Raw genomic sequence first — 15,461 nt, forward strand, 5'->3', positions numbered from 1 at the left:
ACGCCCCCGCGCCTTACTCCTCCGGCGCGGGGGCGTCCGCACGCTTCTCGGAGGCGTCGGCGGCCGGGTGCGGGCAGGGCTCGCCCGGCTCCACCGCCAGCTCGTAGTGCCACATCTCGTTGGCGTAGGTCTGGCACAGCCCGTACTCGTACCCGAACCGCGAGAACCAGTCCGCCGCGTTCGTGTACCCGATGTCCACCGCGTCCCCGCCGACGTGGGCGGACTCCTCGGGGGAGGCCACCCACCGGCGCGCCTCCTCCTCGCTGCGGTGCTCGCGCAGCGCCTCCTCCCACAGGTGCTCCTGGTAGCGCTCGCTGCGCCAGCCGCCGGTCACGATCACCACGTCGACCCCCGCGTCCAGGGCGGCCGCGGCGGCCTCCCGCACCGCCTCCAGCAGCTCCGGGTCCAGGTTGGCCAGCGCCGGGACGTCGGCGTCGACCGCCAGCCCCTCGCCCACCGGCACGTACCCGTCCTCCTCGGTCAGCGGCTCGGACCCGCCCGGCAGGTCCCACATCCGGCTCACGGCGCCCCCGCCCCCGCGGTCCCCGCCTCCGCCGTCGCCGCTCTCCTGGGCCGCGCAGCCCCCCGACACCAGCACGGCCCCCACGGCCGCGGTCACCGCCCACCGGCGCACTGCACCCAACGGACTCCCCCTCGTCCGGGGCCGGACCCGGTGCCCGGCCTCGCGGGGGCCACACCATCACCGGGGGCGTTGCGCCCGTGTCGGGCGATCGCGCAACACTTCCGCAACAGGTCCCGCTCCTAGACTCGGAACCGAGCGGCCGGGGGAGGCCGCCGTGGAGCGGGGGCAGCATGCGCGTACTGGTCGTCGAGGACGAGCCCTACATGGCCGAGGCCCTGCAAGCGGGCCTGCGCCAGGAGGCCATCGCCGCCGACATCGCCCTGGACGGCGACCAGGCGCTCGAACGCGTCGCCGTCAACGACTACGACGCCGTGGTCCTGGACCGCGACATCCCCGGCGTGCACGGCGACGACGTGTGCGCCGTCCTGGTCCGCGACCACCCCGGCACCCGGGTCCTCATGCTCACCGCCGCCGGGCGGCTGCGCGACAAGGTCGACGGGTTCTCCCTGGGCGCCGACGACTACCTCACCAAGCCGTTCGCGCTGGAGGAGCTCGTGGTGCGCCTGCGCGCCCTGGCCCGCCGCCCGACCACCGCCGTCGACCCGGTGCTGCGGGTCGGCGACCTGCGCCTGGACCCCTACCGGCGGGAGGCCCACCGGGGCGCCCGCCCGCTCCGGCTGCCCCGCAAGCAGTTCGCCGTCCTCGAACTGCTGCTGCGCGCCGACGGGGCCGTGGTCACCGCCGAGACCCTGCTGGAGAAGGTGTGGGACGAACACGCCGACCCCTTCACCAGCGCGCCCCGGGTCGCCGTCTCCCACCTGCGCAAGGCCCTGGGCGACCCCGACCCCATCGTCACCGTCCCCGGTGTCGGCTACCGCCTGGTCGACCCCGGGCGGGAGCGGTGAACCCGGTCCCGCGGCGCCGCCCGGGCCTGCCGCTCAGCGCCCGCCTGCGCCTCACCCTGGGGTACGCCGCCTTCCTGGTCGTCTCCGGGATGGCGGTCCTGGCCGGGGTCTACATCGTCATCCGGTACATCCCGGACTACCCGCTGACCACCGACGATCCCAGCGTCACCCACGTCAACATCACCTCCCGGGGCGAGATCGTGGCGGCCCTGGTGGACGTCACCCTGTGGGTGCTGTTCGCGCTGGCCGCCATCGGCCTGGCCGGCGGCTGGTTCCTGGCCGGGTGGGTGCTGCGGCCCCTGCACCGCATCGACGCGGCGGTCCGCACCGTCGCCACCGGCCGCCTGGACCACCGCATCCGCCTGACCGGGCCCGACGACGAGTTCCGGCGGCTGGCCGACGCCTTCGACCACATGCTCGACCGCCTCCAGGACGCCTTCGCCGTCCAGGAGCGGTTCGCCGCCAACGCCTCCCACGAGCTGCGCACCCCGCTGGCGATCACCGCCACCATGCTCGACGTCGCCCGCCGCGAACCCGGCCACGACCCGCTGCTCGACCGGCTGACCGAGGTCAACGCCCGCGCGGTCGGCCTCACCGAGGCGCTGCTGCGGCTGGCCGACGTCGACGCCGTCACCGCCGCCGCCCGGCCCCTGGACCTGGCCGACCCGGTCCGCCGCGCCGTCGCCGAGGCCCGGGAGGAGGCCGCACGGCGCGGCGTCGACCTGCGCCTGGACGCCGCGGCCGCGCCGGTGACCGGCGACCCCGAACTCCTGCTGCGGCTGGCCGACAACCTGGTGCGCAACACCCTGCGCCACAACGTCGAGGGCGGCACCGCCACCGCCTCCGTCGGCCGTGCCCCGGACGGGGCCGCCGTGCTGCGCACCGAGAACACCGGACCCGTCCTGGAACCGGGGACCGTCGCCCGGCTCACCGAGCCGTTCCTGCGCGGGCAGGGACGCACCCGCCGCCGCGGAGGCGGCGAGGAGGGGTACGGGCTGGGCCTGGCCCTGGCCTCCCGGGTCGTGGAGGTCCACGGCGGGACCCTGGACCTGGTCCCGCGCCCCGGGGGAGGGCTGACCGTCACCGTCGTCCTGCCCGGCCGGACCCGGTCGCCGTAGCCGGCCGCCGTGGCTCAGTCGTCGTAGAAGACCCGCTCCATCACGGCCCGAGCCCGGCGGGTCGTGCGCAGGTACGACTCCGTCAGCTGCTCGGCGGGCCCCTCCCACAGGCCCTCCTCGTCCTGGGCGCTGCGGCAGCCCAGGGCGGCGGCCAGCGCCGCCCGCACCCGCAGGTCGGTGGGCAGGGAGTCGCCGCCCCGGCCGCGCACCAGCATCACCATGCCGCGCACCCGCGAGGCCAGCCGCCAGGCCTGCTCCAGGACGGCACCGTCGTCGGCGGTCAGGAACCCGTGGGCGACCGCCACCCCCAGCGCCTCCAGGGTCCCCGTGGTGCGCAGGTCCGGGTACTCGTGGGCGTGGCGCAGCTGGACCAGCTGGGCCACCCACTCCACGTCCGACAGCCCGCCCCGGCCCAGCTTGGTGTGCAGGGTCGGGTCGGCGCCGCGCGGCAGCCGCTCGGCCTCCATGCGCGCCTTGAGCTTGCGGATCTCCAGCACCGACGAGGGGTCGATACCGCCCACCGGGTAGCGGATCGGGTCGATGAGCGCCGTGAACGAGGACCGCAGCTCCGGGTCCCCGGCCACCGGCCGGGCCCGCAGCAGCGCCTGGCTCTCCCACACCTGCGACCAGCGGCCGTAGTAGGCGGCGTAGGAGTCCAGGGTGCGCACCACCGGGCCGCTCTTGCCCTCCGGCCGCAGGTCGGTGTCGACCTTGAGCGGCGGCTCGGCCGCGGGCATCTCCAGCAGCCGCGCCAGCTCCCGGACGACGGCCATCGCCTGCCGGGTGGCCGCTGTGGTGTCCACCCCCGGCAGCGGGGCGTGCACGTACATGACGTCGGCGTCGCTGGCGTAGGTCAGCTCGCCGCCGCCGAACCTGCCCATCGCGACCACGCACACGCGGGTCAGCTCCTCGCCGTCGGCCTCCAGGACCCGGGCGGTGGCCACCCGCAGGGCGGCGTCGATGGTCACCGCGGAGATGTCGGTGAGGGCCGCACCCACCTCCTGGACGGTGGAGACCTCCAGCAGGTCGGCGGCGGCCGTGCGCAGCAGCTCGCGGCGGCGCAGCGCCCGCACCGCCGACACCGACTCCTCGGCGGTGTCGTAGCGGCGCAGCGCCGCGTCGGCCTCGGCCGCCAGCACCTTGGGGTCGCGGCGCACCAGGTCGGCGTCGTCGGCGAGCATCCTGATCGCGTCGGGGGCGCGCAGCAGCAGCTCGGTGACGTAGCGGCTGGTGCCCAGCAGCCACGCCATGCGCTCGGCGACCCGCACGTCGTCGCGCAGCAGCCGCAGGTACCACGGGGTGGTGCCCAGGGAGTCGCTGACCTGGCGGAACCCCAGCAGCCCGGCGTCGGGGTCGGGGGCGTCGGAGAACCAGCCCAGCATCACCGGCATCAGGGTGCGCTGTATGGCCGCGCGCCGGGACACGCCCGAGGTCAGCGACTCCAGGTGGCGCAGCGCCCCGGCCGGGTCGGCGAACCCCAGCGCCTCCAGGCGGTCGCGGGCCTGCTCGGGGGAGAGCCGCACCTCCTCGCCGGGCAGCTTGGCGACGGCGTTCAGCAGCGGCCGGTAGAACAGCTTCTCGTGCAGGCGGCGCACCTCGGCGGCGACCTTGCGGCGGGCCTCGGTCAGCTCCCGCACCGGGTCGGCGACAAAGCCCAGGGCCCGGCCCAGCAGGCGCAGCTCCGCCTGCCCGTCGGCGGTCCCGCCGTCGGGCATCAGGTGGGTGCGGCGCAGCCGCTGCAATTGCAGCAGGTGCTCCAGCCGGCGCAGGAACCGGTAGGCGTCGGCGAGGCCCACGGCGTCCTGGCGGCCCACGTACCCGTGCTCGGACAGGGCGGCCAGCGCCACCAGGGTGGTGCCCGACCGCAGCCGGTCGTCGGCCCGCCCGTGCACCAGCTGGAGCAGCTGGACGGAGAACTCGATGTCGCGCAGGCCCCCCGGGCCCAGCTTGAGCTCCCGGTCGGCCTGGCCGGCGGGGATGTGCTCCAGCACCCGGCGGCGCATCGCCTGCACGTCCTCGACGAAGTCCTTGCGCGCGGACGCCTGCCACACCATCGGCGTGATCACGTCCATGTAGGCGCGGCCCAGCTCCGCGTCCCCGGCGATCGGCCGGGCCTTGAGCAGGGCCTGGAACTCCCAGGTCTTGGCCCAGCGCTCGTAGTAGGCGCGGTGCCCCGACAGCGGGCGCACCAGCGGCCCGTTCCTGCCCTCGGGGCGCAGCGCCGGGTCCACCTCCCACAGGGTGCCCTCGGCGTCGGTCTCCACCGGCACCCGCATCATGGCGGTGGCCAGCCGGGTCGCCGAACGCATCGCCGCCTGGTCGTCCACCGGCTCCCCGTCCCCGGGGACCTCGGCGGGCTCGGCCACGAACACCACGTCCACGTCGCTGACGTAGTTGAGCTCGCGGCCCCCGCACTTGCCCATGCCGATGACGGCCAGGCGGCAGCGGGCGGCGTCCTCGGGGTGCTCGGCGCGGGCCACCGCCAGCGCGCCGTCCAGCAGGGCGGCGGCCAGGTCGGCCAGCTCGGCGGCGACCGCGTCCACCGTGACCAGCCCGGTCAGGTCGCGGCCCGCCAGCCGCAGCACCCGGCGCCGGTAGGCCACGCGCAGCGCGTGGCGCAGCTCGGCGGCGGAGCGGGTGCCGGACAGGTCGGCGGCCGGGGCGGGGGAGTTGGGGTCGGCGCCCACGGTGTGCAGCAGGCCCCGGCGCAGCTCCTCCGGCTCGGGGGTGCGGGCGGCGTCGGCGCCGCGCAGCTCCCGCCAGTCGCCGGGGTGGCGCACCAGGTGGTCGGTGAGGGCGCTGCCGGTGCCCAGCACCCGGCACAGCCGCTCCCGCAGCGCGGGGTCCTCGCGCAGCGCGTCGCGCAGCACGTCCGGGTCGGGGTCGTTCTCCAGGACCCGGATGAGCCCCAGCAGGGCCTGGTCGGGGTCGGGGGCCGCCGCCAGGGAGTCGATCACGGCCGTGTCGGCGGCGGCGTCCAGACCCGCCCCCGTCAGCAGCCGCAGGGCCCGCAGGCTGTCACTGAAGCCGCGCCGTGCGAGCGCGCCTGCCGTCATGGTGTCTCTTCCGTCCCTTGCCACGCGTCAACGGTAGCCGCACGGTCATGGGCCGACCGCACGGTGCGGGCCGGAACACCTCAGCGCGCTCCCGCCGTTGGGTTCGCCCGGGGATGGTCCGGAACCGGGTCGGGGCCGGTATCCGAACGGATACCGGCCCCGGGAGGAGGGCGCGCCCCGCGGGCGCGTCACTCCGGGGAGCTGTGGCTACGGCCTAGATGTCGTAGTAGAGCTCGAACTCGCGCGGGTGGGGGCGCAGGCGCAGGGAGTCGATCTCCTCGGTGCGCTTGAAGTCCACGTAGGTCTCCAGGAGGTCCTTCGTGAACACGCCGCCCTCCAGGAGGAACTCGTGGTCCTCCTCGACCGCGTTGAGCGCGTCGTCCAGCGAGGCCGGGACCGTCTTGATGGCCTTGGCCTCGGCCGGGGGCAGCTCGTACAGGTCCTTGTCGATCGGCTCCGGCGGCTCGATCTTGTTCTTGATGCCGTCGACGCCGGCCATCAGCATGGCGGAGAAGGCCAGGTACGGGTTGGCCGACGGGTCCGGCACGCGGAACTCGATGCGCTTGGCCTTGGGGTTGGAGCCGGTCAGCGGCAGGCGGATGCACGCGGAGCGGTTGCGCTGGCTGTAGACCAGGTTGATCGGGGCCTCGTAGCCGGGCACCAGGCGGTGGTAGGAGTTCACCGTCGGGTTGGTGAAGGCCAGCAGCGCCGGGGCGTGCTTGAGCAGGCCGCCGATGTAGTAGCGGGCTGTGTCGGACAGCTGGCCGTAGCCGGACTCGTCGAAGAACAGCGGCTCGCCGTCCTTCCACAGGCTCTGGTGGCAGTGCATGCCGGAGCCGTTGTCGCCGAACAGCGGCTTGGGCATGAAGGTCGCCGTCTTGCCCGCGTTGTTGGCGACGTTCTTGACGATGTACTTGTACAGCTGCACGCGGTCGGCCTGCTGGAGCAGGGTGCCGAACTTGACGCCGATCTCGGCCTGGCCGGCGGTGCCCACCTCGTGGTGCTGGAGCTCGACCTCGATGCCCGCCTCGATGAGGGTGCGGACCATGTCCGAGCGCAGGTCGCTGTAGTGGTCGACCGGCTCGACGGGGAAGTAGCCGCCCTTGTAGCGGGGACGGTAGCCGCGGTTGCCGCCTTCGAGGGCCGAGCCGGTGTTCCAGGCGCCCTCGATGGAGTCGATCTCGTAGAAGCCGGTGTTGGACCGGGTCTCGAACTTGACGTCGTCGAAGATGTAGAACTCGGCCTCGGGGCCGAAGAAGGCGGTGTCGGCGACACCGGAGCCGCGCAGGAACGCCTCGGCCTTGCGGGCGACGTTGCGCGGGTCGCGGCTGTACGACTCCAGGGTGAGGGGGTCGTGGACGAAGAACGTCATGTTCAGCGTCTTGTACTTGCGGAACGGGTCCAGCACGCCGGTGCTCAGGTCGGGGAGCAGCAGCATGTCGGACTCGTGGATGGCCTGGAAGCCACGGATCGACGAGCCGTCGAACATCTGACCGTCGGTGAACGTCGAGGCGTCGACGTTCTCGGTCGGGAGGGTAACGTGGTTCACGCCTCCGAACAGGTCCGTGAACCGGACGTCGAGGAACTTGACGTCCTCGTCTCGGATGAAAGCGAGCACCTCGTCGACGCTGCTGAACAAAACGAACCTCCGTGCAGGTGGCTGAGACGACCGGATCCGCGGGCCGCTCCATCGCGGACGCGGCGGATCAACGCGGTGTCTCCCGGCTTCGCTGACGAAGCTAGGAGCGCGGGATTTCCACGCCGTGTCTCCATTGTTTCCTGCATGTTACGGACTTCGGTGTTTTCGCAGACCACCCCGGCTGACCCGGTGATTCCGGCGTGTACAGGGCCAAAACGGGGCATCCGGGACCTCCGGTGTGGTCTGCGCCACGGCGCCCACCGGCCCCGGAACCGCCGCCGTTCGGGCCACCCGGGACGGGGCGATGCCCGGCGGTGGATACCGTTGGGGACATGAGCGAGGACAGGGCCGCGGCCGACGACGACTTCCGCTACCGCGGCAACCGGCTGGGGCTGCCCGAGCACGGCCCCGACTCGGTGCCCGGGGTGGGCCGCCGCCTGACCGGGCTGCTGCTCGACTGGCTGCTCGCGCTGGCCGTCTCCTGGGGGCTGTACTCCGCGGGCGCCATCGGCGCCGGGGTCACCGGCGAACAGGCCACCAGCCTGGTCAGCAACACCGCCCTGGTCGTGTTCGCGGTCATGAACATCGCGCTGCTCACCCTGTTCGGCACCTCGGTCGGCCGCCGCCTGGTGGGCGTGCGGATCAAGGCCACCGGCGAGCGCCCCTGGCCCTGGTTCGCCTCCATGGCCGTGCGCACCCTCCTGCTGTGCCTGGTCATCCCGGCCGTCATCTACGACCGGGACACCCGCGGCCTGCACGATCGCGCCGCGGGGACCGTGGCCGTCCGATTCTGAGGGTTCCGGACCTGGTCACGAAGCTTCCCGAAGGATGCCCTGTCGTCCACGGAGGAGCGGAACTCGGGGCAACCCGCACGCATTTTCCAGTTTTTCCTTACTCAAGTTTCTCCTTCGTGTAAATTCTGCCGTATGCGGACGGCGTACAAGGTCCGGGCCTACCCCGACCCCGAACAAGCGGCCCAGTTGGGCCGCACGTTCGGATGTGTGCGCCTGGTGTGGAACAAGACCCTGGCCGAGCGCCACACCGCCTACCACCAGCGCGGCGAGACGACCACCTATAAGCAGACCGACGCCGCGCTGACCGGGTGGAAGAAGACCACCGAGCTGGCGTTCCTGTCCGAGGTGTCCTCGGTACCGCTCCAGCAGACGCTCAGGCACCAGCACACCGCCTTCTCCAACTTCTTCGCCGGACGCGCCCGCTACCCCCGGTTCAAGACCCGGACCGGCCGCCAGTCGGCGCACTACACCCGATCGGCGTTCCGTATCAGGAACGGTGAACTGTTCCTGGCCAAGCACCGGAACCCTGTGCGGGTGGCGTGGTCGTGGCCGGACGTCGACCCGGCGACGCTGGTTCCGACCACGGTGGTCGTCTCGCGGGAGCCGGACGGGCGCTGGTACGTGACTTTTGTCGTGGACACCGACGACCCGGCCCCCGCACCCGGGTCCGGGGTCGAGGTCGGCATCGACCTGGGTGTGAAGGACTTCGCGACCCTGTCCACCGGGGAGAGGATCGCCAACCCCCGCCACCTGGCCCGCAAAGCCAAGAATCTGGCCCGCTACCAACGCCGGATGGCCCACAAGGCGCGCGGGTCCAACAACCGGCGCAAGGCCAGGCGCAAGGTCGCCGCCGCGCACCGCAAGGTCCGCCACGCCCGTGCCGACTTCCTGCACAAGACCACCACCCACCTGGTGCGCGCCCACGACCTGATCGCGATCGAGGACCTCAGCGTGCGGGGTATGACCTCCTCCGCGCGCGGCAGCCTCGAAGAGCCGGGGAAGCGGGTGCGGCAGAAGGCGGGACTCAACCGAGCGGTGCTGGACGCCGCCTTCGGTGAGTTCCGCCGCCAGTTGGAGTACAAGGCCGCCCGGTACGGTCGCACCCTGGTGGTGATCGACCGGTGGTTCCCCTCGTCCAAGACGTGCTCGGACTGCGGGCACCTGTTGAAGCATCTCTCTCTGGGCACCCGGTTCTGGACGTGCCCGCACTGCCGCGCACGGCACGACCGTGAGCTGAACGCGGCGAAGAACATCCTTACGGCAGGACGTGCCGTGCTCCGGGAACAAGACCCGGGGTAGGCCTGCGGAGCCGGTGTGAGACGGCAGGGGTCCTCCCTTCCGCGGTCGGCGACGAAACAGGAAACCGGGCCCGCGAGGGTCGACCCGTAAGGGCCGTACGCGCCTTGGCGCGTATCGGACCCCCTCCTTCTGGGGAGGTGGGTGAAGTCAAGAGTGGATTTACAGCACCCCCGGTGCTGTTAACATCCGATTCTCGGCCACACCGTCCCGGGACGGTGTGATCCCCTCATCGGACGCATGCGGTTCGACGCCTGCGTTCCCTCCCTCCCGGGCCTCACCGCACCCCTCGAAGGTTCGCATGGCTGGAAAACGCTCCGCCCCACGCCCCGCCGGTGTCCTGGACGCCGTGCGCCTGTCCGCGGGGCAGTGGGTCGCCTGTGTGGTCACCGCGCTGTCGATCGTGGGGAGCCTGGGCGGCTACCTCTGGTACCAGGGCATCGCCAACAACATCACGACCGCACAGGTCGACACCGACGAGTGGGACCGGCCCACCAGTGTCGAGGGCGTCATGAACCTCCTGGTCATCGGGTCGGACGTGCGCTCGGGGGACAACGCGAACTACGGCGAGGCCGAGGGCGAGCGCCCGGACATGATGCTCATCGCCAGCATCAACGTCGACCGGGGCGCCGTCACCATGGTCAACCTGCCCCGCGACCTGGTCGTGGACCTGCCCTACTGCGAGGCGGTCGAGGGCTATGAGGGGATGAACCCGCACAGCGGCATGATCAACTCGGCGATGACCTTCGGCGGCATCGGCTGCCAGTGGAACACCGTCGAGCAGGTCACCGGGATCCACCTGGACCACTTCGTCATGATGGACTTCACCGGGTTCAAGGACATGGTGGACGCCGTCGGCGGCGTGCAGATGTGCATCCCCGCCCCGGTCGACGACCCCAAGGCCCACCTGACCCTGGACGCCGGCGAGCAGACCCTGGACGGCGAGCAGTCCCTGGGGTACGTGCGCTCCCGCTACGGCCAAGGCGACGGCAGCGACCTGTCCCGCATCGAGCGCCAGCAGCAGTTCATGGGCGCCATGCTCCGCCAGGTCCTCAGCAGCGAGGTGATGACCAGCCCGCTGGCCATCACCAACTTCCTCAACGCGGTCACCGAGTCGGTCACCGCCGACGACGGGTTCACCGTCGACACGATGACCGACATCGCGATCTCCATGCGCGAGGTGGACCTGAAGAAGATCCAGTTCGTCACCGTGCCCAACGGCCAGCACCCGGCCGACGCCAACCGGCTGGCGCTGCGGGAGCCCGACGCCTCCGAGCTCTTCGCGGCCATCAACTCCGGCGCGGACCTGTCCGGGGGAGACGACGAGAAGAAGGACGACGAGGACGAGGGCGAGGCCGAGAGCGGCCCGTCCCCGTCGGACATCTCCCTGGACGTGCTCAACGGCACCGGCATCGAGGGCCTGGCCGGCCAGGTCGCCGAGCGGCTGGGCGCCGACGGGTACACGGTGAACGGCACCGGCAACCCCGAGGTCCGCGTCCCCGCGGTCACGACGATCTACTACGCGCCCGGTCAGCGGGCCGCCGCGGACCTGCTGGCGAAGTCGCTGGAGACCGCGGTCACCGAGGAGGCCGCCGGGCTCACGGGCACCCTCGAACTGGTCATCGGACCGGACTGGACAGGGTTCAAGGGCGACGAGGAGGCCGCGCCGGAGATCTCGGTCACCGAGGACCTGGGCGGGATCACCGCGGAGGAGGAGCCCGAGAGCGCCTGCTGATCGGCAGGGGGGACATTCCGGTCAAAGGGGGTCGTTACCCTTACTTGACCGAAACCGGACCTTCCGCGTACCGTGCGGTAGCGTTCGGCCGTGATCCCGGCGTGACCCTCGGGCGCGTACGGGCGAACGATCACCCCCTTACCTTGTCCCTGAACGGATCGCAGGTGCCCTCTTGGCTCCCAGACACGTGTCCAGAACGGCCAAGTCCACGGCGAAGGCGTGGATGTCCCCGGGCCAGTGGGTGGCCTGCGGCCTGACCGGCGTCGTCATCGCCACCAGCCTGGTCGGCTACGCGGGCTACCGCGACGCCCTGGCGGTGCAGACCGAGGACATCAACACCGACGCCTGGGGCGACCGCCCGGCACGGGTCGAGGGGATCCACAACATCCTGCTGCTGGCCACCGACGAGCGGGCCGGGGAAGAGGCCTCGTTCAACGAGGCCAACGGCATCCGCCCGGACGTGCTGGTCCTGGTCAACATCGACGTCGACAAGGGCGGGGTGACCATGGTCAACATGCCCCGCGACCTGATGCTCCCGATGCCCGGCTGCGACGCCACCGAGGACGCCCCCGGTGTGGCCGCCGGTACCGTGGACCAGCTCAACCACGCCATGGTCTACGGCGGTCTGGACTGCCAGGGCAAGACCGTGGAGGACTTCACCGGAGTCCACCTGGACCACATGGTGCTCGTCGACTTCGCCGGGTTCCAGGACATCGTCGACGCCATCGGCGGGATCGACATGTGCATCCCCGAGCCCCTCCAGGACCGCAAGGCCAGGCTGGACCTGCCCGCCGGCGAGCAGACCCTGGACGGCGGCCAGGCGCTGGCGCTGGCCCGCTCCCGGGAGACCACGGAGAACGGCAGCGACCTGGACCGGATCAAGCGCCAGCAGCAGTTGATCGGCGCGATCCTGCGCAAGGTCACCACCGGCGAGGTCATGTCCAGCCCGACCACGCTCTACGACTTCTTCGGCTCGGTCACCGACAGCATGACCGTCGACGGCGAGCTCACCAACGACAAGATGGTGGAGCTGGCCGTCGCCATGCGCGAGGTGGACCTGGGCCGGATGAACATGGTGATGGTCCCGGTCGACAACTACGTCAACGACGGCAACAAGGTCCAGCTCCGGGAGCCGGACGCGTCGGAGCTGTTCTCGGCGGTCGCCGCGGGCGAGGCCACCAAGCCGGAGAAGAAGGAGGAAGAGGAGAAGGAGCCGGAGGCCGAGGAGGCCCCCACCGAGTCCGCCTCCCCCTCCGAGGTGTCGGTGTACATCGTCAACAACCAGGGCACCCAGGGTCTGGCCGCCCAGGTCGAGCCGCTGCTGGCCGGACTCGGCTTCACCGTCACCGGTTCGGGCAACCCCACCGCCCGTGCCCCGCAGCAGACCACGGTCTACCACGCCCCGGGCCAGGAGGCGCAGGCGCGGGCCGTGGCCGCCGCACTGGTCAGCGGCGCGCAGATCGAGGAGGCCGCGGACCTGTCCGGCTCGGTGGAGCTGGTCATGGGCACCGACTGGCAGGGCGTGAACCTGAGCGGCGACGGCGGCGACGCCTCTGACGAGGGCTCCGGCGAGGAGTCCGCCGACGACCCGCTCGCGGGCCTGGAGGGCACCTCCGCCGACCAGGAGGTCGCCTGCGGGTAGGCGTTCGAACCGAACAGCATCCCTCGCGGGGGCGGTGGCCTGACCAAGGCCGCCGCCCCCGCGCTTCTCAGGGCACTAGTACACCGTATTGGAAAATGTGGTACTGTCCCACTCATGGCCAATACGGTGTATTGGTCTGGGGGCGGCGGGGCGTGCGCAGAACGCCCGGCGAGTGCCGAAAGTCCGTCGTGACCCCCTGCACCGACCTCGCAAGGGGGCTCCGAATGAACCGGCTGGACCAACGTACGAAGACCATCGCGCCCGACACCGAATACCACCGCGTGCTCGCGGGCGACAAGCGCCGCATCGGCCGCGGCGTTTTCGCGATCGCGCTCCTGATCGGCGGGCTGGCGTTCTCCAGCCTCGCCCTCATCGGTGCCGCGGCGGGGGTGGACACCGTGATCGGCACCGAGGGCCGCGCGGCCTACACGCCCCTGACGCACGCCGCGGGCATGGCCGCCGTCGCACTGATGATCCCGTGGAGCATGCTCATCCAGCGGTGGCTCTACGGGGTGAAGGGGGCGTCGCTCCACTCGGTCGTCTCGCGCTTCCGGTTCGACATCCTCGGGCGGTCGCTGCTCCTCATCACCCCCGCCTGGGTCGTCGTCATGATGTTCCAGTACTGGGTGCCGCTGCCGCAGGGCACCTGGACGCACATGGACGTGCTGTGGATCCTGGCGGCCACGCTCCTCCTCGTGCCGTTGCAGGCCGCGGGCGAGGAGTACGGGTTCCGCGGGCTCGTCTTCCGGGTCGCCGGAGGCTGGGCGCGCGGACCGCGGGCGGGTCTCGTGGTGGGCATCCTGGTCTCCAGCGCGGCGTTCGCGGTCGTGCACCTGTCGACCGACATGTGGCTGAACACCTGGTATCTGGTCTTCGCGGTCGGGACCGCGCTGGTCACCTGGCGCAGCGGGGGCATCGAGATCGCGGTGGTGCTGCACGCGGCGTTCAACACGCTGTCCTTCGTGTTCGACGCGGCGCTGCGCACGGATCTGGCCACCGTCGCGACCGATCGCTCGGCGGGTGCCGGGACGGCGGCCGTGCTCATCCCCGGGGCGGTCATCGCCGTCACGGCCCTGGTGGTGTGGATGCGCACCCGGCGCACCGGGCCGGTGCGGACGCCGCGCCTTTCGGCCTTCTGAGCACGGGCCGCTGCCGGTAAGGTTCCGATACAGCGTACTGGGAGGTGTGGGATGGAGCTGCGTCCACCGGAGGGCCTGAACAGCCGGGACAAGATCCTCTGGGCGGCGGCGACGATGCTGGGGGAGGAGCCCCCGGCGACGCCGAGCGTCCGGGCCGTCGCGGCACGGGCCGGGGTGAGCACCGGATCGGTGCAGCACCACTTCCCCACCCAGCGCGAGCTGATGGACGAGGTGCTGGTCCGGGTCTACGACACGGTGCTCGGGGACGACAGCGTGCGCGATCGGTCCATCCCGGCCAGGGACCGGCTCGTCGCCTGCCTCCAGCGCCTGCTCGTACCCGCGGAGGCCGACAGGCATCCGCGGGACATGTGGGCCCAGGTCTTCGACCGCTACATACGTACCGCGCCGACGGACGCCGCCCGTGAAGAGTACGTCGCGATCGAGCGGGAGCTGCGCCGGCGCATCGAGTACTGCCTCACGGTCCTCCAGGACGAGGGCGCGCTCGCACCGGGCGACAACGAACGCCGGGCGAGGTTTTTGTACACCGTGGTCAGCGGCCTGTCGATCGCACAGGCGCTCCCCGCGGAGCCCACGCTCCTACAGACGGAGATCGACGTGCTGAGGACCGCGGCCGACCATGTCCTGAACGAGAGGCCGTCATCGGACTAGGGCCACAGAACCTCCCGCCTCAGCCCCGGCCGGAGGGCGTTGCGCTTTCCCCGCCTCGGGGGGTTTCCCGCCTTCCTTGGGGCCTTGGCCCCGGCCGGTGGGTGTGGTGTTAACGCTGTGGGGTGCGGGGGTGGTCTGTTCGGGGTCGCGGGTCTGACGGGTGTGCGGGGAACGGTTCCTCCGGCTCCAGGGGGTTGCCCACCTTTCCCGGGGCCTCAGCCCCGGTCCGGTCACCTCCGTGGTCGCCCCTACCCCAGGGGGTTGCCACCTTCCCTGGGGCCCTCAGCCCCGGCCCTGTCACGTCCGTGGCCGCCCCCGTCGCAGGGGGTGACGGCCGCGGGAGGCCTCCGGCCCCGGCCCCGGGGGGTTGCCACCTTTCCTGGGGCCTCAGCCCCGGCCCGGTCACGTCCGTGGTCTCCCCCGCCGCAGGGGGTGAGGGCGGCAGGAGGCCTCCGGCCCCGACCGCAGGGGGTTTCGGGAGGAGGAATCGCGACCCCAGACCCAGGGGGTGAGACAGCAAGAGCAGGTTTCCAAAACGCCGGCCATCTGCGGAGGGCGGTGGAAGGGACTGCTCTCGGGCGTGTTGGTCTCCACGGGTCACCGTGTGGGAACGTACAGACCCGGGCTGGGCGCGGAGCCGTCCCCACGTAGAAGGTCCGGCAGACCACAAGGCGTACGCGTTGGACTCACGTCCCGGGCGGTGGGGGTGTTTTTCAGGGGACGGGTCGGGGCACAGCGCACATCCCCGGCCACACAGGTCCACGGAAAGACGCTCCGCTTGGAAACCCGCGGTTGCACAGACCTCGCTTGAAAGCCCGACCACAGACGGTGTAACCCCCGCCGGCATCGCCCTCCCCGGCCCGAGGGGGTGTCGGGAGAAAGGAC

The 15,461-nt window shown here is 71.9% G+C and carries 10 protein-coding genes and 1 pseudogene; 8 read left to right on the plus strand and 3 right to left on the minus strand.

Annotated features, from left to right (window positions below; translation table 11 throughout):
• Positions 1-13 precede the first annotated feature (13 nt).
• Positions 14-634 carry a M15 family metallopeptidase gene (locus ACJOT3_RS14815; RefSeq protein ID WP_406973046.1) on the minus strand — a complete coding sequence of 207 codons (621 nt, stop codon included), beginning with the start codon at positions 632-634 and terminating at the stop codon, positions 14-16.
• Between the two features lie 179 nt (positions 635-813).
• Between ACJOT3_RS14815 and ACJOT3_RS14820 the strand changes: the two genes are divergently transcribed.
• Positions 814-1,488, plus strand: coding sequence for a response regulator transcription factor (locus tag ACJOT3_RS14820; protein WP_406973030.1), 675 nt, complete (start codon positions 814-816; stop codon positions 1,486-1,488).
• The gene (locus ACJOT3_RS14825) at positions 1,485-2,606 is read left to right on the plus strand and encodes a sensor histidine kinase (protein ID WP_406973032.1); all 1,122 of its coding nucleotides are present in this window, start codon (positions 1,485-1,487) and stop codon (positions 2,604-2,606) included. Before ACJOT3_RS14820 ends, ACJOT3_RS14825 begins: the two co-directional genes overlap by 4 nt.
• A gap of 14 nt (positions 2,607-2,620) precedes the next feature.
• Here the strand turns inward: ACJOT3_RS14825 and ACJOT3_RS14830 are convergent, their stop codons facing one another.
• The gene (locus ACJOT3_RS14830) at positions 2,621-5,662 is read right to left on the minus strand and encodes a bifunctional [glutamine synthetase] adenylyltransferase/[glutamine synthetase]-adenylyl-L-tyrosine phosphorylase (protein ID WP_406973034.1); all 3,042 of its coding nucleotides are present in this window, start codon (positions 5,660-5,662) and stop codon (positions 2,621-2,623) included.
• A 214-nt stretch (positions 5,663-5,876) separates the two neighbouring features.
• Positions 5,877-7,301, minus strand: a complete 1,425-nt coding sequence (glnA, locus tag ACJOT3_RS14835) for a type I glutamate--ammonia ligase (RefSeq protein WP_406973036.1) — start codon at positions 7,299-7,301, stop codon at positions 5,877-5,879.
• Positions 7,302-7,633: 332 nt separating this feature from the next.
• Here glnA and ACJOT3_RS14840 point away from each other — a divergent pair, with 332 nt between their 5' ends.
• From ACJOT3_RS14840 to ACJOT3_RS14865, 6 genes and pseudogenes are all read left to right on the plus strand, one after another.
• Positions 7,634-8,095 carry an RDD family protein gene (locus ACJOT3_RS14840; protein ID WP_406973038.1) on the plus strand — a complete coding sequence of 154 codons (462 nt, stop codon included), beginning with the start codon at positions 7,634-7,636 and terminating at the stop codon, positions 8,093-8,095.
• 132 nt (positions 8,096-8,227) lie between these two features.
• Positions 8,228-9,484: pseudogene (locus ACJOT3_RS14845) on the plus strand (RNA-guided endonuclease InsQ/TnpB family protein).
• 208 nt (positions 9,485-9,692) lie between these two features.
• Positions 9,693-11,126: an LCP family protein gene (locus ACJOT3_RS14850; RefSeq protein WP_406973040.1), complete on the plus strand. Its 1,434-nt coding sequence runs from the start codon at positions 9,693-9,695 to the stop codon at positions 11,124-11,126.
• Between the two features lie 172 nt (positions 11,127-11,298).
• Positions 11,299-12,768, plus strand: coding sequence for an LCP family protein (locus ACJOT3_RS14855; protein ID WP_435873337.1), 1,470 nt, complete (start codon positions 11,299-11,301; stop codon positions 12,766-12,768).
• A gap of 224 nt (positions 12,769-12,992) precedes the next feature.
• The gene (locus ACJOT3_RS14860; protein WP_406973042.1) at positions 12,993-13,907 is read left to right on the plus strand and encodes a CPBP family intramembrane glutamic endopeptidase; all 915 of its coding nucleotides are present in this window, start codon (positions 12,993-12,995) and stop codon (positions 13,905-13,907) included.
• 51 nt (positions 13,908-13,958) lie between these two features.
• Complete coding sequence (locus ACJOT3_RS14865; RefSeq protein ID WP_406973044.1) at positions 13,959-14,576, plus strand: TetR/AcrR family transcriptional regulator; 618 nt, start codon at positions 13,959-13,961, stop codon at positions 14,574-14,576.
• Positions 14,577-15,461: the final 885 nt, after the last annotated feature.

The organism is Nocardiopsis protaetiae, assembly GCF_045446735.1.
Lineage (GTDB): Bacteria > Actinomycetota > Actinomycetes > Streptosporangiales > Streptosporangiaceae > Nocardiopsis > Nocardiopsis protaetiae.

Bases quoted from the DNA above. Each gene is read 5' to 3' on its own strand.
- ACJOT3_RS14820 (WP_406973030.1), top strand. From the start codon at position 814: ATGCGCGTACTGGTCGTCGAGGACGAGCCCTACATGGCCGAGGCCCTG.
- ACJOT3_RS14830 (WP_406973034.1), bottom strand. From the start codon at position 5,662: ATGACGGCAGGCGCGCTCGCACGGCGCGGCTTCAGTGACAGCCTGCGG.
- ACJOT3_RS14840 (WP_406973038.1), top strand. From the start codon at position 7,634: ATGAGCGAGGACAGGGCCGCGGCCGACGACGACTTCCGCTACCGCGGC.
- ACJOT3_RS14850 (WP_406973040.1), top strand. From the start codon at position 9,693: ATGGCTGGAAAACGCTCCGCCCCACGCCCCGCCGGTGTCCTGGACGCC.
- ACJOT3_RS14860 (WP_406973042.1), top strand. From the start codon at position 12,993: ATGAACCGGCTGGACCAACGTACGAAGACCATCGCGCCCGACACCGAA.
- ACJOT3_RS14865 (WP_406973044.1), top strand. From the start codon at position 13,959: ATGGAGCTGCGTCCACCGGAGGGCCTGAACAGCCGGGACAAGATCCTC.